General features: G+C 66.9%; 23 protein-coding genes and 1 tRNA gene. 16 read left to right on the top strand and 8 right to left on the bottom strand.

The window, feature by feature from the left end; translation table 11 throughout:
- Positions 1–189 precede the first annotated feature (189 nt).
- Positions 190–2,784 carry a glycosyltransferase family 1 protein gene (locus tag PGN27_RS06975; protein WP_335325507.1) on the top strand — a complete coding sequence of 865 codons (2,595 nt, stop codon included), beginning with the start codon at positions 190–192 and terminating at the stop codon, positions 2,782–2,784.
- Positions 2,781–3,644, top strand: coding sequence for a Vgb family protein (locus tag PGN27_RS06970; RefSeq protein WP_335325506.1), 864 nt, complete (start codon positions 2,781–2,783; stop codon positions 3,642–3,644). Before PGN27_RS06975 ends, PGN27_RS06970 begins: the two co-directional genes overlap by 4 nt.
- A 43-nt stretch (positions 3,645–3,687) precedes the next feature.
- Here the strand turns inward: PGN27_RS06970 and PGN27_RS06965 are convergent, their stop codons facing one another.
- The 3 genes from PGN27_RS06965 to PGN27_RS06955 all read right to left on the bottom strand — a co-directional run bounded on the left by PGN27_RS06965 (position 3,688) and on the right by PGN27_RS06955 (position 8,535).
- Complete coding sequence (locus tag PGN27_RS06965) at positions 3,688–5,157, bottom strand: neutral zinc metallopeptidase (RefSeq protein ID WP_335325505.1); 1,470 nt, start codon at positions 5,155–5,157, stop codon at positions 3,688–3,690.
- A 61-nt stretch (positions 5,158–5,218) separates the two neighbouring features.
- Positions 5,219–7,207: an ATP-dependent DNA helicase gene (locus PGN27_RS06960; protein ID WP_335325504.1), complete on the bottom strand. Its 1,989-nt coding sequence runs from the start codon at positions 7,205–7,207 to the stop codon at positions 5,219–5,221.
- A complete protein-coding gene (locus PGN27_RS06955) occupies positions 7,204–8,535 on the bottom strand; it encodes a nicotinate phosphoribosyltransferase (protein WP_335325503.1) in 1,332 nt (443 codons plus the stop codon). Before PGN27_RS06955 ends, PGN27_RS06960 begins: the two co-directional genes overlap by 4 nt.
- A 65-nt stretch (positions 8,536–8,600) precedes the next feature.
- Here PGN27_RS06955 and clpS point away from each other — a divergent pair, with 65 nt between their 5' ends.
- The 11 genes from clpS (at position 8,601) to PGN27_RS06900 (ending at position 16,739) form a co-directional block, all read left to right on the top strand.
- Positions 8,601–8,903 (top strand): ATP-dependent Clp protease adapter ClpS, encoded by a 303-nt coding sequence (gene clpS, locus PGN27_RS06950; RefSeq protein WP_023986089.1) that lies wholly within the window; start codon positions 8,601–8,603, stop codon positions 8,901–8,903.
- Positions 8,904–8,906: 3 nt separating this feature from the next.
- Entirely contained in the window at positions 8,907–9,491 is a 585-nt protein-coding gene (gene aosR / locus PGN27_RS06945; RefSeq protein ID WP_335325502.1) for an oxidative stress transcriptional regulator AosR, read from the top strand.
- The gene (locus PGN27_RS06940) at positions 9,488–10,549 is read left to right on the top strand and encodes a P1 family peptidase (RefSeq protein WP_335325501.1); all 1,062 of its coding nucleotides are present in this window, start codon (positions 9,488–9,490) and stop codon (positions 10,547–10,549) included. The genes aosR and PGN27_RS06940 overlap by 4 nt, the downstream gene beginning before the upstream one ends.
- Position 10,550: 1 nt before the next feature.
- On the top strand, positions 10,551–10,970 hold the full coding sequence (locus PGN27_RS06935) for a M67 family metallopeptidase (RefSeq protein WP_335325500.1): 420 nt from the start codon (positions 10,551–10,553) through the stop codon (positions 10,968–10,970).
- 11 nt (positions 10,971–10,981) lie between these two features.
- On the top strand, positions 10,982–11,263 hold the full coding sequence (locus tag PGN27_RS06930; protein ID WP_335325499.1) for a MoaD/ThiS family protein: 282 nt from the start codon (positions 10,982–10,984) through the stop codon (positions 11,261–11,263).
- 2 nt (positions 11,264–11,265) lie between these two features.
- Positions 11,266–12,234, top strand: a complete 969-nt coding sequence (locus tag PGN27_RS06925) for a cysteine synthase (RefSeq protein ID WP_335325498.1) — start codon at positions 11,266–11,268, stop codon at positions 12,232–12,234.
- A 10-nt stretch (positions 12,235–12,244) separates the two neighbouring features.
- Positions 12,245–12,904: a rhomboid family intramembrane serine protease gene (locus tag PGN27_RS06920; protein WP_335325497.1), complete on the top strand. Its 660-nt coding sequence runs from the start codon at positions 12,245–12,247 to the stop codon at positions 12,902–12,904.
- A 110-nt stretch (positions 12,905–13,014) separates the two neighbouring features.
- Positions 13,015–13,782 (top strand): cyclic nucleotide-degrading phosphodiesterase, encoded by a 768-nt coding sequence (locus PGN27_RS06915; RefSeq protein WP_335325496.1) that lies wholly within the window; start codon positions 13,015–13,017, stop codon positions 13,780–13,782.
- A gap of 34 nt (positions 13,783–13,816) precedes the next feature.
- Positions 13,817–14,599, top strand: a complete 783-nt coding sequence (gene rph / locus PGN27_RS06910; protein ID WP_030137277.1) for a ribonuclease PH — start codon at positions 13,817–13,819, stop codon at positions 14,597–14,599.
- Positions 14,596–15,195 carry an RdgB/HAM1 family non-canonical purine NTP pyrophosphatase gene (gene rdgB, locus PGN27_RS06905; protein ID WP_335328652.1) on the top strand — a complete coding sequence of 200 codons (600 nt, stop codon included), beginning with the start codon at positions 14,596–14,598 and terminating at the stop codon, positions 15,193–15,195. Before rph ends, rdgB begins: the two co-directional genes overlap by 4 nt.
- Positions 15,196–15,254: 59 nt before the next feature.
- The gene (locus PGN27_RS06900) at positions 15,255–16,739 is read left to right on the top strand and encodes an MFS transporter (RefSeq protein ID WP_418888561.1); all 1,485 of its coding nucleotides are present in this window, start codon (positions 15,255–15,257) and stop codon (positions 16,737–16,739) included.
- Here PGN27_RS06900 and PGN27_RS06895 read toward each other — a convergent pair.
- Genes PGN27_RS06895 through PGN27_RS06885 form a run of 3 tightly spaced genes read right to left on the bottom strand, consistent with a single transcriptional unit; the run spans position 16,687 to position 18,210 of the window.
- On the bottom strand, positions 16,687–17,040 hold the full coding sequence (locus PGN27_RS06895; RefSeq protein WP_335325494.1) for a DUF3817 domain-containing protein: 354 nt from the start codon (positions 17,038–17,040) through the stop codon (positions 16,687–16,689). The two genes, PGN27_RS06900 and PGN27_RS06895, sit on opposite strands and share 53 nt — an antisense overlap.
- Entirely contained in the window at positions 17,037–17,423 is a 387-nt protein-coding gene (locus PGN27_RS06890) for a hypothetical protein (RefSeq protein WP_335325493.1), read from the bottom strand. The genes PGN27_RS06895 and PGN27_RS06890 overlap by 4 nt, the downstream gene beginning before the upstream one ends.
- Before the next feature lie 25 nt (positions 17,424–17,448).
- Positions 17,449–18,210 (bottom strand): helix-turn-helix domain-containing protein, encoded by a 762-nt coding sequence (locus PGN27_RS06885; RefSeq protein ID WP_335325492.1) that lies wholly within the window; start codon positions 18,208–18,210, stop codon positions 17,449–17,451.
- Positions 18,211–18,296: 86 nt separating this feature from the next.
- Between PGN27_RS06885 and PGN27_RS06880 the strand changes: the two genes are divergently transcribed.
- Positions 18,297–18,381, top strand: a tRNA-Leu gene (locus PGN27_RS06880).
- A 64-nt stretch (positions 18,382–18,445) separates the two neighbouring features.
- Here the strand turns inward: PGN27_RS06880 and PGN27_RS06875 are convergent.
- Positions 18,446–19,204 (bottom strand): hypothetical protein, encoded by a 759-nt coding sequence (locus PGN27_RS06875; protein ID WP_335325491.1) that lies wholly within the window; start codon positions 19,202–19,204, stop codon positions 18,446–18,448.
- Between the two features lie 304 nt (positions 19,205–19,508).
- On the opposite strand from PGN27_RS06875, the gene PGN27_RS06870 reads away from it, so the two are divergent.
- Together PGN27_RS06870 and PGN27_RS06865 are read left to right on the top strand one after the other, a co-directional pair.
- The gene (locus PGN27_RS06870) at positions 19,509–19,892 is read left to right on the top strand and encodes a hypothetical protein (protein ID WP_335325490.1); all 384 of its coding nucleotides are present in this window, start codon (positions 19,509–19,511) and stop codon (positions 19,890–19,892) included.
- A 109-nt stretch (positions 19,893–20,001) separates the two neighbouring features.
- Entirely contained in the window at positions 20,002–20,643 is a 642-nt protein-coding gene (locus tag PGN27_RS06865; protein ID WP_335325489.1) for an NUDIX hydrolase, read from the top strand.
- Between the two features lie 44 nt (positions 20,644–20,687).
- On the opposite strand, the gene PGN27_RS06860 is transcribed toward PGN27_RS06865, so the two are convergent.
- On the bottom strand, positions 20,688–21,515 hold the full coding sequence (locus PGN27_RS06860; protein ID WP_335325488.1) for a MerR family transcriptional regulator: 828 nt from the start codon (positions 21,513–21,515) through the stop codon (positions 20,688–20,690).
- Between the last annotated feature and the right edge of the window lie 178 nt (positions 21,516–21,693).

The raw sequence follows: 21,693 nt of genomic DNA, 5'->3' as shown, positions 1-21,693 counted from the left end.
TCTCGGTGACCGCGATCCGTCTCGATCCGCTATCTGATGCGACGTGCTCGTTACCGACCCTTGAGTACCCAACCTAGTGTCAGGAACACATCGCTGCGCGTGATGGCGAAACTCCGGGCGGTGCGGTCGGGAGGCTGCTCACGGCCAAGCTGCCTGCCACCGTGCCGATTTTCAGTAAGGTGAATCGACGTGAAAGCCCTGAGACGATTCACCGTCCGAGCCCATCTTCCGGAGCGGCTTTCGGCGCTGGAGCGGTTGTCGGTCAATCTGAGATGGTCCTGGCACACGCCGACGCAGAAGTTGTTCGCCGAGATCGACCCGTCACTGTGGGAGCGGGTCGGTGCGGATCCGGTGGCACTGCTCGGTGAGGTCAACCCGCAGCGACTCGATGAACTGGCAACCGACGAGGAGTTCACCCGGCAGGTCGACGCGTGCGCCGACGATCTGGACAACTACCTGAGCCGGCCCATGTGGTATCAGGATCAGATCGCCGACGGCCGGGAGTTTCCCAACGGGATCGCCTACTTCTCGATGGAGTTCGGCGTCGCCGAGGTGCTGCCCAACTACTCCGGCGGCCTGGGCATCCTGGCCGGCGACCATCTCAAGTCCGCGTCCGACCTGGGCCTTCCGTTGATCGCGGTGGGCCTGTACTACCGGTCCGGATACTTCCGGCAGTCGCTGACCGCCGATGGCTGGCAACACGAGAACTATCCGTCGCTGGACCCGCAAGGCCTGCCGCTGCGGCTTTTGACCGACCACGCCGGGCAACCGGTGCTGATCGACCTGGCGATGCCCGACGGGGCCCGCCTGTACGCACAGGTGCTCATCGCCCAGGTGGGGCGTGTTCCGCTGCTGCTGCTCGATTCGGATATCGGCGAGAACGAACACGATCTGCGCGGGGTGACCGATCGGCTGTACGGCGGCGACCAGGAGCACCGGATCAAACAGGAACTGCTCGCCGGTATCGGCGGTGTCCGCGCCATCCGGGCCTACACCGAGGTCGAGGGTCTGCCCGCACCCGAGGTGTTCCACATGAACGAGGGGCACGCCGGATTCCTCGGGGTCGAGCGGATCCGTGAGCTGATCGAGGCGGGGCTGGACTTCGACACCGCGCTGACCGTGGTGCGGTCCTCCACGGTGTTCACCACGCACACGCCCGTCCCGGCCGGTATCGACCGGTTCCCGGTGGACATGGTGCGCCGCTACTTCGGCGGAGCGGACCTGAACTCCCGGTTGCTGCCCGGAGTGCCGCTGGAGCGGGTCATCGCGTTCGGTGCCGAGGAGGATCCGGAGAAATTCAATATGGCCCATATGGGCCTGCGGTTGGCTCAGCGCGCCAATGGTGTGTCCCTGTTGCACGGCGAGGTGAGCCGGGAGATGTTCAACGGGCTGTGGCCCGGTTTCGACCCGGCCGAGGTACCGATCGGTTCCATCACCAATGGCGTGCATGCACCGACCTGGGCGGCGCCGCAGTGGGTGGACCTGGCGCGTGAACTCATCGGGGAGGATCTGGGTTCGCTCAGCGAGGCCGAAACCTGGCAACGGCTGCAGCAGGTGGATCCCGGCCACCTGTGGTGGATCCGTTCGCAACTGCGATCGCAGCTGATCGACGACGTCCGGGCCAGGCTGCGCCGATCATGGCTGGAGCGCGGGGCATCGGAGGCCGAATTGGGTTGGATTGCTTCGGCTTTCGACCCGGAGGTGCTGACCGTCGGATTCGCCCGACGGGTGCCCACCTACAAACGGCTGACGCTGATGTTGCGCGACCCGCAGCGCCTGGAGCGATTGCTGCTCGATGCCGACCGTCCCGTCCAGCTGATCGTCGCGGGCAAATCCCATCCCGCCGACGACGGCGGTAAGTCGCTGATCCAGCAGATCGTGCGCTTTGCCGACCGACACGAGGTGCGCCATCGGATCGCGTTCCTGCCCGACTACGACATGTCGATGGCCCGGCTCTTGTACTGGGGTTGCGATGTCTGGCTGAACAATCCGCTGCGCCCGCTGGAGGCGTGCGGCACGTCGGGCATGAAGAGCGCGCTCAACGGTGGGCTGAACCTGTCCGTCCGCGACGGCTGGTGGGACGAATGGTACGACGGCGAGAACGGCTGGGAGATCCCCACCGCGGACGGTCTGGCCGATGAAACCCGCCGCGACGATATCGAGGCAGGTGCCCTCTACGACCTGCTGGAGACCTCGGTGACGCCGCGTTTCTACGACCGCGATGAGCGCGGGGTGCCGGTGCGCTGGGTCGAGATGGTGCGCCACACCCTGCAGGTGCTGGGTCCCAAGGTGTTGGCCTCCCGGATGGTGCGTGACTACACCGAGAAGTACTACGCGCCGGCGGCACAATCGCTGCGCGCCACCCTGGAACCCGATAGTGACGATGTGCCCTTCGGTGCGGCGCGGCAGCTCGCCGCCTACCGCACCCGGGTGCAACAGCAGTGGCCGCAGGTCCAGATCACCGATGTCGACAGCTACGGGTTGCCCGATACCCCGCTGCTCGGCAGCGAGCTGACCCTGACCGCCACCGTGGACCTGGCCGGCCTGGAACCGAACGAGGTTGCGGTCCAGGCGGTTCTGGGGCGTGTCGACGGCGGTGACAACCTGCGCGACCCGGTGACCGTTCCGATGGAGCACACCGGCGGTGCCGACGGCGGACGGCAGATCTTCTCGACCACCACGCCGTTGCCGGTGGCCGGACCGGTCGGCTACACGGTGCGAGTGTTGCCCAGGCACCGGTTGTTGGCGGGGACCAACGAACTGGGCCTCGTCACGCTGGCATGAGCAAGATCCTTGAGGTCGAGGTCCACGGTGGTCCCTACGCGTTGGCCGCAGGACCGGACGGCGCGATGTGGGTGACGTGTGCACACTCCGGCCAGATCGCCAGGGTCACCCCCGACGGCGAGCTCACCGTGTTCGACATCGGGGACGACAGCAGGCCCCAGATCATCGTGACCGGCCCCGACGGCGCGCTGTGGTTCACCCGCGGCGGTGACGATCGCATCGGCCGGATCGCGACCGACGGTACCCAGAGCGCCGTCGAACTCGCCTCCGGCAGTGCACCTTTCGGGCTGTGTGTGGGACCGGACCGAGCGCTGTGGTTCACCACGATGACCGCAGGCACGATCGGCAGGCTCGATCCCGACGACGGGCGGATCGACGAGCATCCCGTCGGTGGGATGCCCGCCATGATCACCGCCGGGCCCGACGGGGCGTTGTGGTTCACCCTGAATCAGCGCAGTGCCATCGGCAGGCTCGACCTTACGGGTGCGCTCACCGTCCGCGAATTGCCCACCCGTGCCGCGGGTCCGGTCGGGATCACCGCCACCCATGACGACGCGGTCTGGTTCACCGAGATCCTGGCCGACAAGATCGGTCGGATCCCGACCGACGAGGCAATCCAGGAACTGGACCTTCCCGGCAAACCCCATGCGGTCCTGGCCGACCCGACCGGCGGGGTGTGGGTCACCCTGTGGGGCGCCGACCAGATCGCTCGCGTCGATGCCGACGGTGAGTACGACACCATCGACCTGCCCGCGGGCAGTGAACCGCATGGACTGGCGATCGAGGACCGTGGACCCGCAGGAACCGCCCTGTGGGTGGCGCTCGAGCAGGGCAGCGTGTTGCGGATCCCGCTGAGCTGATCGGCGCGTCCGCGCAACCCAGAACCGTTACGCGCCGGCCGGTTTAGGCGAATCGCTTGAAACAGCGGTCGGTATCGCCGAGCACCCCGACCCGGAACGCGTCGATACGGGAGAACCCGGACGGCACCGACTCACCGTTGACGTCGCTGGCGACCAATCCGTTCAGCAGGATTCCCGATACCGCCTCGTCGACATCGCCCGCGGTGAGCGCAATCGTGTCGCCGTCGGGGGTGTTGACCTCCTTGACGAGTTTGGCCGTCGCGACCCCGGTCAGGCAGGCGGTGCGCAATGCTGCCTGCGCGGTATTCAGCGCGACGCCACCGTGCTGCTGCTGAACCGACTGCATGTACCGCGAGATCACCACCGAGTAGGCGGTGTTGTCGCCGGTCGCCAGTCCGGCGCTCTCATCCTCGTCATCGGGTTGGGCTCCCAGCACCTCCAGCGCGGGCAGATCCACCGAGATGGTGTTGGTCGCTGGGCAGAACGTCGCCGGCGCGTCGGAATCGGCATCGGGGCAGTCGGGGCGATCGAAGGTGAGGGTCGGATGCTCGGCGGGATCGAACAGGATGTTCATCGCGTCGACGACCGAACGCACCGAATCGGCGGTGACCTGGAGTTCACCGGATTGATCCTCGGGGAGCAGCACCGGCAGGTCGCCCCGGCGCTGCGCGATCTCGGCCGGATCCATCGCCGCGCAGGAACCGGCACCGTCGGTGAACCCGAACTGGAATGCCGAAACCCGTTCGAACGCCGAACCGTGTTCGTCCTCACCGGCCTCGGAGTCATCGACGGTCATCAACGGATCGCGGAAACCGATCATCGTCGTCATCAGGCTGTTCAGACCGTCACCGGTGGACAGTGTGAAACGCGGCGAGTTGTCCTCGGCAACCCACCGCATGTACACGCCGGCAAGGCAATCGGCCTGCTGCTCGGAGACCAGCGTCGGGGTGTCGTCCGAGACGATGCCCGCCTGTGCCTGGATCGCGTGACCGTACTCGTGGGCCAACACCATCGTGACGGCCATATCGCCGTTGGCGCTGCGCAGGGCCGGCAGCAGGACCCCACGGTCCCAGCCGATGGTGCGATCGTCATCGCAGTACGCGGCATTGACGAGGTTGTAGGTGTCCTCGCCGCAGAAGGCGCCGTCGAACCCGTCTGAATCCCAGGAGAGGATCTCGGACACCGGGGTGAACTCACCGTCGAACGTTTCACCGTAGGTCTGCTCCCAGAACTGTTCGATATCGCTGATCGAACTGGCGGCGAGCAAGTCGATATCGCCACCGTCGGTGTCCTTGACCTCGCGGGTGGGGTCGGTGGCGTCATCGCGCAACCCGGTGGGTCCGTCGGTGGCGGGCATCCCCGCCACCCGGAACGGGTCGGCGAACACCGACACCGCACTTCCCTGCACCGGTTCGGAGCATGCGCTGACCATCAGCGCCGTGCCCAGCGCCAGCGCTACAGCCGGGAACCGTCGCAGGCGTCTGCGTCCTGTCGCCGTCGTCGCGAAATGCATCTGCCCCGCCTTTCCGGTGCGCCCGGGCGGGGCACGTTTCTGGGTAGCAGAATAGTGACAATCAGCCGTTGCGCAGGCGAATCAGCGCGGCCCGCACCCGTTCCGGGTCGGTGGTGGCCCAGAACGGCGGCAGCGAGGCGCGCAGGAATCCGCCGTAGCGGGCGGTTGCCATCCGGGAGTCCAGGATCGCGACGACGCCGCGATCGTCGATCCGGCGCAACAATCGGCCCGCCCCCTGGGACAACAGCAATGCGGCATGGCTGGCTGCCACCGCCATGAATCCGTTGCCGCCGCGGGCGGCGATCGCACGCTGCCGAGCGGTCAGCAGCGGATCATCGGGCCGCGGGAAGGGGATCCGGTCGATCAACACCAGCGAGAGGGTCGGCCCGGGGACGTCGACGCCCTGCCACAACGACAGCGTGCCGAACAATGAGGTCTGCTCGTCGTCGGCGAACTGCTTGACCAATGCCGCGGTGGTGTCCTGGCCCTGACACAGCACCGGGGTCGACAACCGCTCGGCCATCACCTCGGCAGTGGCCTTGGCCGCGCGCATCGACGAGAACAGCCCGAGAGTACGGCCGCCGGCTGCGGTGATCAGCGCTTCGATCTCGTCGAGCTGCGCCGACGATCCGGTGCCATCGCGGCCAGGAGGCGGCAGATGCTTTGCCACATAGAGGATTCCGGACTTCGCATGGTCGAACGGCGAGCCGACGTCGAGCCCGCGCCATCGGTCGGGCTGGTCGCCGCCGGAGAGGCCCCAAGCGGCCGCCATGCCGTCGAAGCTGCCGCCGAGGGTCAGGGTGGCCGAGGTCAGCACGGCGGTGGCGCGGGCAAACAGCCTGGTGCGCAACAGACCCGACACCGACAGCGGGGCGACCCGCAGCACCGCGCGCTTGCCCGCGGCGGCCCTGCTGTTATCCTCGTGATCCAGCCACACCACATCCACCCGGTCGGGGATGGCGGGACCGAACGAATCCAACATCCGCGCGGCGATATCGCCGATCTCGGTGACCGCGGTGACGGCCTCGGTGCGCGCCGCGGCGGCCTGCGGGTCCGATGGGGTGGTGTCGATCGCCGAGCGGATCACGAATGCCGCATCGCGTAGCGCGGTCAGGTAGGTGGCCAGTTCGTCGTCGAGATGATCGATGCGCCCGGGTTCTGCGTCGTGGATCATCGATGCCAGGTTGGCCCCGGCCGCCTCGAAGCGCTCGACGAGCTCATCGGCGACCAGTCGCCCTATCCGTCGTTGGGCGGCGCCCAAGGCCGTGGCCGACAGCTCACCGGTCGCCACCCCGGTCACCCGGTCGGCGAGTTCGTGGGCCTCGTCGACGACCAGCATCTCGTGTTCGGGCAGCACCGAGGCGTCGGCGATGGCGTCGATGGCCAGCAGTGCATGGTTGGTGACCACGATGTCGGCGGTACCTGCCTTGGCGCGTGCCTTCTCCGAGTAGCAGTCGGCGCTGTAGGGGCAGCGCGACACCCCGATGCATTCGCGGGCCGACACGCTGACCTGGCTCCACGATCGGTCCGGTACACCGGGGGACAGCTCGTCGCGGTCACCGGTCTCGGTGTCCGAGGCCCACGCTGTGAGCCGCTGCACATCGCGTCCCAGCGCGGTCGCGGCGACCGCGTCGAACAATTCCTCCTGGGGCAGATCATCCCCTTCGGATGCGGAGCCGTTGTGGATCTTGTTCAGGCACAGATAGTTTCCCCGGCCTTTGAGCAACGCGAAGGTCGGTTTGCGGGGCAGCCGCGAGGCCAGCGCATCGGCCAGCCTCGGCAGGTCACGGTCGACGAGCTGACGCTGCAGCGCGATGGTTGCGGTCGATACCACCACCGGCGACCCCGCCGATACCGCGCGGGCGATCGAGGGGACCAGATAGGCCAGTGATTTGCCGGTGCCGGTGCCTGCCTGGACGGCGAGGTGCTTGCCGGTTTCGAACGCCTCTGTGACGGCCTGGGCCATCTCGACCTGACCGGCGCGCTGGGTGCCGCCCAGGGAGTCGACCGCGGTGGCCAGCAGGTCGGTGACGGTGGCGGTGGCGGTCACCTGGCGGGAACCACGCGGGTGGCGACGGCGGGTTCACCCCGCGAGAGCTTCAGTCCGTCCCAGGGCAGACTGGTGAGCCCGGCGGCCATCAGCGTGCGCGCCGCATCGAGATCGGGCGTGTCGACCGGCTCACCGGCGCGCACCAGCGGAATGCTCAACGGTCGTGCGGTGAGCCCGGATTCGACCGCCGGTGGGTGGCCTGCGGGGAAGACCAGCTCCTCGGTGATGGTCCCCGACGGTTTGGCCACGCGCATGGACTCCTTGGCCCCGCCCTGGGAACCCTTCTGCGCGCTGCGCTTCTGTACCGGGATGCCGTCGACCTCGGCCAACTTGTAGACCATCCCCGCGGTGGGGGCGCCGGAGCCGGTGACCAGTGAGGTCCCGACGCCGTAACTGTCGACCGGCTCGGCGCGCAATGCCGCGATGGCGAACTCGTCGAGGTCGCCGGAGACGACGATGCGGGTGTTGCGGGCACCCAGCTCGTCGAGCTGGCGCCGGACCTGCCCGGCCACCACGCCGAGGTCGCCGGAGTCGATGCGCACGGCTCCGAGTTCGGGTCCGGCCACCGCGATGGCATTGGCCACCCCTGCGGTGATGTCATAGGTGTCCACCAGCAAGGTGGTGCCCACGCCGAGGGCATCGACCTGTGCGGCGAAGGCGATGCGTTCCGATGCGTCCTGTGCGGTGCGGTCGGCGGTGCCCTCCGGGCCGGTGTGTAGCAGGGTGAAAGCGTGAGCGCTGGTGCCCAGCGCGGGTACGCCGTAGCGGTGCTGGGCGGCCAGGTTGGAGCTGCCGTCGAAGCCGGCGATCCACGCCGCACGCGCCGCGGCGACCGCGGCCTGCTCGTGGGTGCGCCGCGACCCCATCTCGATCAGTTGGCGGCCGGCCGCCGCGGAGACCATCCGGGCGGCAGCCGAGGCGATCGCACAATCGTGGTTGAGCACCGAAAGCGCCAGCGTCTCGAGGATGACGCATTCGGCGAAACTGCCATGCACCGAGAGCACCGGCGAGTTCGGGAAGTACAGCTCGCCCTCGGGGTATCCGTCGATATCACCGCCGAATCGGAAGCCGGCCAGGAACTCGCGGGTCCGTTCGTCGAGAAAATCGGTGACGGTGTCCAAGGTGTCCGCATCGAAGGTGAAGTGCGCCAGCGCATCCACCAGGCGTCCGGTGCCGGCTACCACGCCGTATCGGCGGCCGTCCGGCAGCCGGCGGGCAAACACCTCGAACGTGCAGCGCCGGTGCGCCGACCCGTCGCGCAGTGCCGCGGCGAGCATCGTCAGCTCGTACTTGTCGGTCAGCAGCGCGGTGCTCACGGGGTCGTTCACGTCCCCAACCGTATCGGTCCGGTTCCGATTCGGGCGGGAAGTGCCACCCCGGTAGTCTGTCGGGCATGGTTACCCCAGCGCGGACTCGGCCGGGTACCCGTGAGGACGAGGCCACCGAGAGTCGCGATGCGACCGACAGCCCCTGGGTGACGATCGTGTGGGACGACCCGGTGAACCTGATGTCGTATGTGACCTACGTGTTCCAGAAGCTGTTCGGCTACTCCGAACCGCATGCCACCAAATTGATGATGCAGGTGCACACCGAGGGCAAGGCCGTGGTGTCCTCCGGCAGCCGGGAGTCGATGGAGGTCGACGTCACCAAGCTGCACTCGGCGGGCCTGTGGGCGACCATGCAGCAGGACCGCTGACCGGTGCGCAAATGGAAACGCCTCGAGGGCGCCGACGGCCCGCGGTTCCGGTCTTCGCTGGCCCCGCACGAAGCAGATCTGCTGCGCAATCTGGTCGCCTCGCTCACCGGGATGCTCGACGAGCGTGAATCCGCCGCTCCGACCGACGAACTCAGCGACCTGACCGGGATCAAGACCGGGCACTCGACGCCCCCTGAGGACGAGACGATGAAGCGGCTGCTGCCCGATTTCTACCGGGCCCGCACCGAGCATCCGGCGGGCTCGTCGGCGGCCGACAGTCTCAACAGCGCGCTGCGCAGCCTGCATGAGCCGACCATCATCGCTGCGAAAAGGAAAGCCGCGCAACGCCTCTTGGAGACGTTGCCGGAGGGCGGCGGAAAATTCGAGCTGTCCGAGGACGATGCGCAGGCGTGGGCGTCGGCGGTCAACGATGTGCGGTTGGCGCTGGGCTCCATGCTCGAGATCGGCCCCGGCGGGTTGGACCAACTGCCGGTCGGGCACCCGATGGCCGGGCATCTGGACGTGTACCAGTGGCTGACCGTACTGCAGGAGTATCTGGTGCTCGGGCTCATGGGACAGAGTCGATGACCGAGTTCGGCGCCATCACCGATATCGCAGGAATCCGCGTCGGGCATCATCACCGCATCGACGACGATGTCACCCTGGGGTCGGGCTGGGCTGCGGGCAGCACCGTGGTGCTGGCGCCGGCCGGCACGGTAGGTGCGGTCGACTGTCGCGGTGGCGCGCCGGGGAGCCGCGAGACCGATCTGCTGGACCCGGCCAACAGCGTGCGACACGTCGACGCGGTGGTGCTCACCGGCGGCAGCGCCTACGGGTTGGCCGCCGCAGACGGCGTGATGACCTGGCTGGAGGAACAGGGCCGCGGTGTCGCGATGGACGGCGGCGTGGTGCCGATCGTGCCGGGCGCGGTCATCTTCGACCTGCCGGTCGGCGGTTGGGGATGCCGGCCCACCGCCGAATTCGGTTACGCCGCCGTGAAATCCGCGGCCGATGCCGGCGACCGGGTCGCGGTGGGAAACGTCGGCGCCGGTGCCGGTGCGCGCGCCGGCGTGCTCAAGGGCGGACTGGGCACCGCCTCGATCGGGCTGCCCGACCTGGGCGTGAGCGTCGGGGCCATCGTCACGGTCAACTCCGGCGGCAATGTCATCGATCCGGCCACCGGGCTGCCCTGGATGTCGGATCTGACCGCGCTCTTCGGCCTGAGCGCCCCGCCGGAGGAACAGATCGCCGAGTTCGCGGCCCTGAACACCAAGAGCAGCCCGTTGAACACCACCATCGCCGTCGTGGCCACCGATGCCGCGTTGAGCCCTGCGGGATGCCGTCGGCTGGCCATCGCCGCCCAGGACGGGCTGGCGCATGCCATCAGGCCGGCCCACACCCCGGTCGACGGCGACACCGTCTTCGCGCTGGCCACCGGTGCGGTGCAGGTTCCGCCCTCGGAGAAGGTGCCCGTCGCGATGTCCCCGGAGACCGCGCTGGTCACCGCGTTGGGGGCGGCCGCGGCCGACTGTCTGGCGCGTGCCGTCCTGGTCGGCGTGCTGGCCGCCGAGTCGGTCGCCGGAATACCGACCTACCGTGGCCTGTTGCCCGGAGCGTTCGCATCTGCAAGAGAGACGGAGTCCTGACGTGCTGGTGATCCGCGCCGACCTGGTGGACGCCATGGTGGCCCACGCGCGCGCCGACCATCCCGACGAAGCCTGCGGCGTGGTCGCCGGGCCGGAGGGTTCGGATCGCCCGCAGCGTTTCATCCCGATGGTCAACGCCGAGCGGTCCCCGACCTTCTACCGGTTCGATTCCGGTGAACAGCTCAAGGTGTGGCGCCAGATGGATGACAACGACGAGGTCCCGGTCGTCATCTACCACTCGCACACCGCGACCGAGGCCTACCCGAGTCGTACCGACATCTCCTTCGCCTCCGAACCGGACGCGCACTATGTCCTGGTCTCGACGCGTGATCCACAAACGCACGAACTGCGCAGCTACCGCATCCTCGATGGCGTTGTCACCGAAGAACCAGTCAGCATCGTCGAGAACTACGAATCCTGAGAGAGGCCACCGTGTCCGTAACCGTGTCCATCCCGACCATCCTGCGCACCCACACCGGTGGGGAGAAGCGTGTCGAAGCCAACGGTGAGACCCTGCAGGCCGTCATCGCCGATCTGGAGTCCAACTACCCGGGCATATCGGAGCGTCTGATCGACTCCGACAATGCAGGCAAGTTGCACCGCTTCGTCAACATCTATGTCAACGACGAGGACGTCCGGTTCTCCGGTGGCCTGGACACCGCGATCGGCAACGGCGACTCGGTGACGATCCTGCCCGCTGTCGCGGGCGGCTAGGCGTGCGTTACGACTCGCTGCTGCACGCCCTGGGGAACACCCCGCTGGTCGGCTTGCAGCGGCTGTCACCGCGCTGGGAGGACGGCGCCGACGGACCGCATGTGCGGTTGTGGGCCAAGTTGGAGGACCGCAATCCCACCGGGTCGATCAAGGACCGCCCTGCGCTGCGGATGATCGAACAGGCCGAACGTGACGGGCTGATCAGTCCGGGGGACACACTGCTGGAACCCACAAGTGGCAATACCGGAATCTCCCTTGCCATGGCGGCGCTGCTCAAGGGCTACCGGATGATCTGCGTGATGCCGGAGAACACGTCGATCGAGCGACGCCAACTCCTGGAGCTCTATGGTGCGAAGATCATCTTCTCGCCCGCCGAGGGCGGTTCGAACACCGCCGTCGCGCACGCCAAAGAGCTTGCCGCACAGAATCCCTCGTGGGTGATGCTCTACCAATACGGCAACCCGGCCAATGCCGCCGCGCACTACGAGACCACCGGTCCGGAGTTGCTTGCCGATCTGCCCGAGATCACGCATTTCGTCGGTGGTCTCGGCACCACCGGCACCCTGATGGGCACCGGTCGGTTCCTGCGTGAGCAGGTGCCCGGGGTGCAGATCGTGGCCGCCGAACCGCGCTACGGCGAAGGCGTCTATGCGCTGCGCAATATCGACGAGGGCTTCGTCCCCGAGCTCTACGACCCGGAGATCCTGACCACCCGCTACTCGGTCGGCGCCTTCGACGCGGTCAAGCGCACCCGTGAGCTGGTCCAGGTGGAGGGCATCTTCGCGGGCATCTCCTCGGGCGCCATCCTGCACGCCGCTCTCGGTATGGGTGCCAAAGCCATCAAGGCCGGCGAGCGCGCCGATATCGCTTTCACCATCTGTGACGCCGGATGGAAGTATCTGTCCACCGGTGCCTACGCCGGTAGCCTGGACGATGCGGAAGACGCACTGGAAGGGCAACTCTGGGCATGAGCGAGTGGGCATGAATCTACCCGACACCCGGGCGCCGAAGAATCGGCCGGCCTGGGTGGTCGGCGGGCTCACGATCGTCGGTTTCGTGGCGCTGCTGTACGTGATGGAGATCATCGACACCGTTCTCGGCCATCGTCTCGACCAGGACGGGATTCGCCCGCTGGAGACCGACGGGCTGTGGGGCATCCTGTGGGCGCCGCTGTTGCACGGCGGGTGGCCCCATCTGATCGCCAACACCGTGCCCGCGCTGGTGCTCGGCTTCCTGATGACGCTGGCCGGCATGGGGCGGTTCCTCGGCGCCACCGCCATCATCTGGTTGCTCGGCGGGTTCGGCACCTGGCTGATCGGCAACATCGGTGCGCACTGTCCGTATGTGGGGGTGCAGTGCACCACCAATCACATCGGCGCGTCCGGGCTGATCTTCGGCTGGCTGACGTTTCTGATCGTGTTCGGATTCTTCACCCGCAAGGCCTGGGAGATCGTCGTCGGGGTGACCGTCGCGCTGGTGTACGGAGGCATCCTGTTCGGGGTGCTACCCGGTGCGCCGGGGGTGTCCTGGCAGGGACATCTGTCCGGCGCGATCGCCGGGCTGATCGCCGCCTATGTGCTGTCCGGCCCGGAGCGCAAGGCCCGCACCACGCGCACGGGTCCGGCAGCGTTGCGCTCCTGACCCGGCCCGCGGGCCATGTCGTGCATCACGGTGCGGACACAAAATGAATCTTGTCGCTGAATGCGGTCGTGCTTTCGTCGCGCCGCTGACCGACGTGGCAAGCTAGTGCTGTGCGAATCACCGTACTGGGTTGTTCCGGCAGTGTTGTCGGCCCCGATTCGCCCGCGTCCGGATATCTGCTGACCGAGCCCGACACCGCGCCCATGGTCCTGGACTTCGGCGGCGGGGTGCTCGGCGCGCTGCAGCGGTACGCCGACCCCGGATCGGTGAACGTCCTGCTGTCGCATCTGCACGCCGATCACTGCCTGGATCTGCCCGGCCTGTTCGTGTGGCGCCGGTACCACCCGTCCCCGCCCAAGGGGAGGGCCATGTTGTTCGGTCCTTCGCATACCTGGGAGCGGCTCGGCGCGGCATCCTCGCCCGAGGGCGGCGAGATCGATGATGTCTCCGATATTTTCGACGTCCAGCCCTGGGTCGACGGTCAAGAGGTGCGGCTCGGAGCCCTGACGGTCGAACCGCGGCTGGTGTGTCACCCCACCGAGTCCTACGGCATGCGCTTCACCGATCGCGATGGCGTCACCTTCGCCTACAGCGGCGACACCGGCATCTGCGATGCGGTGGTCGAACTGGCGCGTGGTGTCGACGTGTTCCTGTGCGAGGCGTCCTGGACCCATTCCCCCGAGCGGCCGCCCAATCTGCACCTGTCGGGTACCGAGGCCGGCCAGATCGCCGCCCGTGCCGGAGTCGGGAAACTGCTGCTGACCCACATCCCGCCGTGGACGTCTCGCGAGGACGTCATCAGCGAGGCCAAGGCCGAGTTCGACGGCCCGGTGCATGCGGTGGTGTGTGGCGAGGTCATCGACGTGACCCGCCACTGAGCTTCCCGTCGGGCCGTCGCGTTAGGGTTGCACGGTGTCCAGACGAGAAGACGGCCGGCTTGACGACGAGCTGAGGCCAGTGGTCATCACCCGCGGTTTCACCTCCCATCCGGCGGGCTCCGTACTGGTCGAATTCGGCCAGACCCGCGTCATGTGCACGGCCTCGGTGACCGAGGGTGTGCCGCGCTGGCGCAAGGGGTCCGGACAGGGCTGGCTGACCGCCGAGTACGCGATGTTGCCGGCGGCCACTCATGAGCGTTCGGGCCGCGAGTCGGTGAAGGGCAAGGTCGGCGGGCGCACCCAGGAGATCAGCCGGCTGGTCGGCCGGTCGCTGCGGGCGTGCATCGACCTCGGTGCGCTCGGTGAGAACACCATCGCCATCGACTGCGATGTGCTGCAGGCCGACGGCGGTACCCGCACCGCCGCGATCACCGGCGCCTACGTCGCGCTCTCCGATGCCGTGACCTACCTGGCCGCGGCCGACAAGTTGTCCGACCCGCGCCCGCTGTCCTGTGCCATCGCCGCGGTGTCGGTGGGTGTGGTCGACGGCCGGGTCCGGTTGGACCTGCCCTACACCGAGGATTCGCGCGCCGAGGTCGATATGAACGTCGTCGCCACCGACACCGGAACCCTGGTGGAGATCCAGGGCACCGGTGAGGGCGCCACCTTCCCGCGCACGACGCTGGACAAGATGCTGGATGTCGCGCTCGCCGGATGCGAGGAGCTGTTCGCCATCCAGCGGGCGGCACTGGAGCTGCCCTATCCCGGCGTGCTGCCCGAGCCCAGCGGTCCGTCCAAGAAGGTGTTCGGAAGCTGAGCCGGTTACTGGTTGCCTCGCGCAACGCCAAGAAGCTGACCGAGCTCCGCCGGGTACTCGACGCGGCCGGAATCGACGGCGTGGAATTGGTATCGCTGTCCGAGGTCCGCGAATTCGACGAGGCACCCGAGACCGGTGCGACCTTCGAGGAGAACGCACTGGCCAAGGCCCGCGATGCGTTCGCCGCCACCGGGTTGCCCTCGGTGGCCGACGATTCGGGGCTGGCCGTCGACGCGCTCAACGGGATGCCCGGGGTGCTGTCGGCGCGGTGGTCCGGTGTGCACGGTGACGACCGCGCCAACCTCGAGCTGTTGCTCGGACAGTTGCGCGATGTGCCCGACGACCGGCGCGGTGCGGCCTTCGTCTCGGCGTGTGCGCTCGTCTCCGCGGCGGGGGAGACCGTCGTACGCGGTGAATGGGCAGGAACCGTCGCCCGGGAGCCGCGCGGCGACGGCGGCTTCGGATATGACCCGATCTTCGTGCCCGCCGACTCCGAGCGGTCGGCGGCGGAGCTGTCCGCGGCCGAGAAGGATGCCGCTTCGCATCGTGGCCGAGCTTTGACGTTGTTGGTGCCGCAGTTGCGCGCACTGGCCTGACCGCCGGCGGGGCCGGAGCAAACCGCGGCCGGGATTTTGTATAGCGCAGCTAACGTGTAATGCTCCCGGGCGTGGTGTCAGTCGATCAGCGGCGGCCTTTCCGAATAGTTTCGGCGGCTCATCCCGGTGTGCTGATCGCGGTGCTGTGTGCCGCCGGGATCAGCGTCTCGTTGATGCAGACACTGCTCATCCCGCTGATACCCGAACTGCCAAAGTTGCTCGACACCAGCGCTTCTGACGCATCGTGGGCGATCACATCGACCCTGCTCACCGCGGCCGTGGCCACTCCGGTGTTCGGCAGGCTCGGTGATCTGTACGGTCCGAAACGCATTCTGATCGCCTGCGCGACGGTGTTGATCGCCGGCTCGGTGATCGCCGCGGCGAGCACCACGCTCATCCCGTTCGTGGTCGGTCGCGGAATGCAGGGCCTGGGCATCCCCATCATCCCGCTGGGCATCAGCGTGCTGCGGGCTTCCGTACCCGCCGAGCGGGTCGGTAGCGCCATGGGCTTGATGAGTTCGTCCCTCGGAGTCGGCGGCGCACTCGGGCTGCCGCTGTCGGCGGCGATCGCCCAGCACCTCTCCTGGCATGCGCTGTTCTGGTTCGCCGCGGCCATCGGAGTCGTGCTGCTGGTGCTCTTCGCCACGCTGGTGCCCGCGGTGCCTGCCAGTTCGACCGACCGCCTCGACCCGCTGGGCGCGCTCCTGCTTGCGGCGGGACTGGTGACCCTGCTGCTCGGTATCACCAAGGGTCGCGACTGGGGCTGGACCTCCGGTGTGACGATCGGGATGTTCGGCAGCTCGCTCGTTGTCTGTGCAATCTTCGTCGCCTGGCAGCTGCGGTTCGATTCGCCGGTCGTGGACCTGCGGACCTCGGTGCGCCCGCCGGTGCTGATCACCAATATCGCCTCGGTCGGGGTCGGCTTCGCGATGTTCGCGCTCTCACTGATCGCTCCGCAGGTGCTCGAGCTGCCTGCCGAGACCGGTTACGGGTTGGGTATGTCGATGTTGGAGGCCGGGCTGTGGATGGCCCCGGGTGGGATCGCGATGATGCTCGTGGCCCCGTTCGCGGCGCGGGTGGCCGGAGCCCGCGGTCCGAGGTTCACGCTGTGCGTCGGATGCGTGGTGATCGCCGGTTCGTACCTGGCCGGGTTGTGGCTCCTGGGCGGCGGCCCGCAGGTGCTGGTGCTCAACGTCCTGGTGAGCGTCGGGGTGGGATTTGCCTACGCATCGATGCCTGCCTTGATCAACGCCGCGGTGCCGCTGTCGGAGACCGCCGCGGCCAACGGTCTCAACGCACTGGCGCGCTCGTTGGGCACCTCGATCTCCAGCGCGGTGATCGGCGCGATCCTGGCGGGGATGACCATGACGGCCGGCGGTCACGAGGTGCCGACGCTCGACGGTTTCCGGGCGGCGCTGATCGTCGCCGCCGCGGTCTCGGCCGTGTCTGCGGTGGGCGCGCTGCTGATACCCGCGGTGCGCCCGACGGCGGTTACAGAGCGAACCGCTTCTTCACGTCTTGGGTCTGGAAGTGCTCGACGATGAGGCCCAATACGGGCACAGTGCCCGAGATCAGGGTGCCGAGCGTGCGGCCCAACGGCCAGCGCACCTTGACGGCCAGGTTCGCCGTGGCGATCAGGTAGGCGAAGTACACCCAGCCGTGCACGACCGCGATCCAGCTCAGCGAGTCGTCGTTGAAGCCGTACTTCATGACCATCTCGTAGCACAACGCGATGAGCCACAGGCCCGTCGCCCACGCCAGTACCCGATAGCTGGCCAGCGCCTTCTGGATCGAGGGCAGTGGAACAGCGGGGGTCTGGGTTTCCTGGCTTTCGGGAGTGCTCATCTGGTGTTCCTGTCCTCGGGGGTGTCCGCTTTGGCCAACTCGGCCAGGTAGGCGTTGTATTCGCGAAGGGTGGGGTCGTCCTCGACGGTCGACGCGGCGGCCGGCCGCTCGGGGAGCAGGCCGGCCGGGATCTCGGTGGCCCGGCTGGTGTCCGCGGGCTCGTCGTAGGTCGGCGGCGCGTCCTCCAGCCTGACAAACTTGTAGTACGCGTAGACGCAGAACGCGGCGAACATCGGCCACTGCAGGGCGTATCCCAGATTCAGGAAGGTGCCCGAGTTCGATTCGTAGCGGGTCCACTGCCACCAGGCCAACAGCATGCAGCCGGTGGCACCGACGGTGGCCAGCGCGATGAGCGCCGGTCTCCTACGTCGTGTAGTGGACATAGCTCAACTTTACCGCCCGTCGATTTCAGGTCTTGGGCCCGATGAACTGGTCGAGTCGTGCCGTCGCCGCCTTGCGATGGATCGGCGGGCAGGAGCGCAGCGACCCGGGGTTCGGCTCGGCGATGACGTAGCGACTGTTCTGGGTCCACGGGATGCCGAGCCGATCGAGGGCCGCGCAGAAGAGGTTACGGATATCGGTCGAGTGGTTGGTGAAGTGATAGCGGATGCTGGCGACCCCGCGATCGTTGGCGACCACCCGACACCCGTCGCTGTGGATGAGGCCACGGACGAACTCCTCGGTGGCGGCGTCGACATGGGCCTGTTGCCACGGCTCCAGGACGATCGGACGAAGGTGTTTCGGCCCGGGTCCGTGCTGCGGGAAGATGCACGGCCAGTGCTTCGAGTACAGCGATACATCGACGCAGCCGGTGACCCGAGGAAACACCGTCGCATGCTGGCCGAGCATGATCTTGTCGATCGCGTCCCGGCAACCCTCGATGATCCCCGGATACTTTTTGTCGAGGGTCACCCGCAGCCGGAACAGGTAACGGGAACGGTTGATGTAGCCGTCGCCCAGATACAACCCCAACAGATAGCTGTACGCATCGGACGGAAGCACGCTGTAGTCGTGGTAGCGGCACGTCGACCGCGGCATCACCGCGCTCTTGCCGCGGCGCCAGTCGCATACGGTGCGACGGGGGATGCCGGTCTGTCTGGAGATCGCACAGTCGTTCAAGCCCGCATCGATGAGCCGTCTGACTCGTGTGAAGTCGTCCTGCGTGTGCATCGTCGAGACCTCCCTCGTTGACACCGACGCTAGGGCAGACCTCTGACAACATCGTTCGGACGGGAGGCGGTAGTCTGACCGTCAGAGCGCGAGTGACGAAATTGGCATACGTGATGGCTTTAGGTGCCATTGTCTTCGGACGTGGGGGTTCGAGTCCCCCCTCGCGCACCAGTGAGTGAATTCGTCGACTCCGTTGGCAAGTCGGCACCTTCGCGAACCAAATCGGTTGGGGCGCTCATCCCTGCACAAGAACGTGAATCGGATGGCGGGGATCTTCGGCGCAGCTGAAGATCTGCACATCACCGCCGCGGCCGACCACCAACCCCGTCGGTTGGTCCGAGTCGATGTCCGATCCGAGACCATCTTGAACGCTCCACGTCCTTGCGCCATGTCCTCGTTCGTAGGTGTCGAGGCAGACGAGAAGCTCACGAGGGGTACCGCAGTCCGGGCACGGCATGGCATATGGATCCATGGCGTGCCACTTCGGCCAGCCACCTACCTTGCAACCCGGTGCCACCGACAAGTCGTCTGCATAGTTCAGATCGAGTCCCCATCCTGCGTCGTCTATCGTCCCTATCCGATCCCACAGCGCGTCTGGGAGGTCCAGCGGATACTCGGGCACCACCTCGGGATGCAGTGCACACGGGCGAGGTGTGCATTCTGGTTCGAAATCGACGGGTGGTGCCGGAGTGGCTGCGACAGCGGACAGCGCCGCCGAGTTGCGCCACAGGAGCGTGACCGCGGGAGCATAGGCGTCGGGCTGGCCGGGCAAGTGCGCATGGATCACCGGACACCAGAGCAATTGCAGCAGGTCGGCGCCGTCGGGAAAACGAATGGTCGGTGCGTCCGAGGCGAACAGCTGTAACACGGGAATCAGGGAGTTGGGGCCAGTGTGTGGGTGCTGCTCGTCGGGCGCGGACCCGAGGGTGTCGAGATCCCAGTGGAAGTAGGGGGTTGTGCACGTCGGCCATGGCTCCGCGCATGGCCACAGCATCGGGCCGCCTATCGAATTCTGTTGTGCCGTCGGCGCTGCGGGGCGGGGATGCAGTCGGGTTGCGGGGCGAGCGAACCGCGCGAGGTCAGGAACGAGTCCGGTCACGTCGACCGGACGCGGCGGAGTGCTGTAATCGCCGTTCGGAGTATTCGGTCTTCGTTGCATCGCATGGTCAGTATGGATCACCGATAATGATCGGTGCCGTTTGCCTTAGCATGACTGCACGAGATTTAGCGAATTGATCTCGACGCGAGAGCTTTTCAGACTTTGCCAGGCCGCACCGACCAGCAGGAAGGTCCAAGCGATGTCACTCTATCTTCGCTATGAATCGGCGGTGGCGAACAGTTGCGGCAACCACACCGGGATTTTCGGGCTGGCGAACGGACTGGCGAGGTCACACCGACTAAGTGCCCGCGACCGAGCTTGGTGGCGAGAAAACAACGACTGGCTCAATACCGCCTACCACGACCCGGCGACAATTGATCCGACGCTGTTCGACCGTGCTCTCAACCCAGTGACCGCGTGCTGGTTCAAGGCCGGTGCCAGAGACGTGCTTGAGAGAGTCCCGGGATACTTGGCACTCCTCGACCGGTACGACGTCGCGTGGAGACTGCGGCAGGCGGACGATCCTGGATTGATCCTGTACGACGATGACGTTCAGATCGTCGTACGTCCTCGTCATTTCTGAAAGCGATTGCCGTGGATGCTGACCCCGAGGAGGTTCGCTGATCGGCGATGATCGCGTCTGGATCGGGCAGCCATCCGACTTGCGGTTCGAAAGAGGCGATGGTCCGCGCGTGACCCATGAGGAGACGCAGGCGGCGATTCGCTTATTCGCCGCCGCCACGCACCAGAATCCGGGACTGTTCGACGGTCCGCTGGTGTTGGTTGATCGCTGCTCGTTCGACGCCGTATCGAGTCGGATGGTTGTGTGGTGGTCGCCCAGCACCTACCGATCGCTGGCGCTGAGAAGGTTTGGGCATCGCATCTCCACACTTTTCGTGACTGTCCTCGTGCCCGCGCCAGGGCGAATGGTGCTTGTTGGGCGAGCCGGCCCACTCACGGCTAAAGCGGGGCGCTGGCAGTTTCCCGGAGGCTCTGTGACACCGCCGCCGTCAGGCACGCCACTGGATATCGACCATCTCGCGACCGAGGCTTCGCGCGAACTGCTGGAAGAAACCGGGCTGTGGCGGGAGCCCCGAACCCTGAAGTTGTGGGCCGTGTGCCGCGGCGACCATCACAATGTGGGCGTGTGCTTCCGGGCCGCCGATTTGGACGTTCGCGAGTTGGCCGATGTGCGCGACTTCGTCAGAAACTGCGACGAGCCCGAGTTCGACGAACTGGCGGTGGTGGGCACCCCTACCGAACTCGCCGCACTTGGGCGCAGTGTCGATTACGTGGATCCGTGCCTGCGTTTGTATCGGTCAGAATCTGGCTGAAACGTTCTGGCTCCCCATCCCAAAGCCTACGGTCATGACTGCCGTCAGTCCGTCGCCGCGGTGGTGCGGAAGATCGGCCAACATATCTCGGTGGCCGTGAACGCTGTCGGATCTGCCAGGGTGCTGCCGATGTAGTGCTCGCGGATCGGTCCCTGGCTGCTGATCAGGTGCTCGTTGACATAGATTCCCAGCGCGGCGTAACTGCGGTCGATGCCGTCGTGACCGCCCTGATGGGTCAGCACCGCGAACTCAGACTTCGGCAGGGTCGTGGCGTCGATACCGGCAGGAGGCTGCGCTGATGGTGGTGCGGGCACGAACATCGTTGCACTGCCACGCTGTTCGAGGAACAGTGCTCGGTCATAGAGCCCGCCCGGGCTTACCGCAATCGGTTCGCCCACGGCCTCGGCGACGGCCGTTCGCAGTTGCTGCAGCGATGCCGAGAACCACTCATCGATATCGGAGACATCGATGGTGCCGCCGACCGACCACACAGCGAGCGGTGACTCCTGGCGCACGGCGACCTCGGCCGGAGGCTTTACGGGGGAGAGCAATTCACGTAGCGCACCGACGGTGTCCCGGGTCTGCTGCAGTTGCGCTTCCATCTGCTCGAGATGGGTGGTGATGATCTCGGTGCGGGCGATGGCATCCTCGGTGCTCAACAGCGCCTTGATATCGGGAATGGACATGCCCAGGGATCGGAATCGGCGGATGATGTGCGCGTGATCGACCTGGCTGGTGTCGTAGAAGCGGTAGCCGGTGTAGGGGTCGATGTGGGCGGGTTCGAGGATCCCGATGTCGTGATAGTGGCGAAGCGCCTTCCTGCTCAGACTGGTCATCACCGCGAAGTCACCGATCGAGACCTGTGCGCCCACAGCGTCCTCCTCTATCGTCGGCCGCCCAGATGGCGGACAAGGCCATCTTGAAGGTTGCCCCTAGGGCAAGGTCAAGACCGCGGTGCGCTATCGGCAAGGGCTTGACTTTCCCCTAACGGGAAGCCCGACGGTGGTGCCATGACCACAATCGAATGGAACGCGCTCCCAGACCCTGTAA

The organism is Mycolicibacterium neoaurum, assembly GCF_036946495.1.
GTDB classification, from domain to species: Bacteria; Actinomycetota; Actinomycetes; order Mycobacteriales; family Mycobacteriaceae; genus Mycobacterium; species Mycobacterium neoaurum_B.
This window is presented reverse-complemented; position numbering and strand designations above follow the sequence as displayed.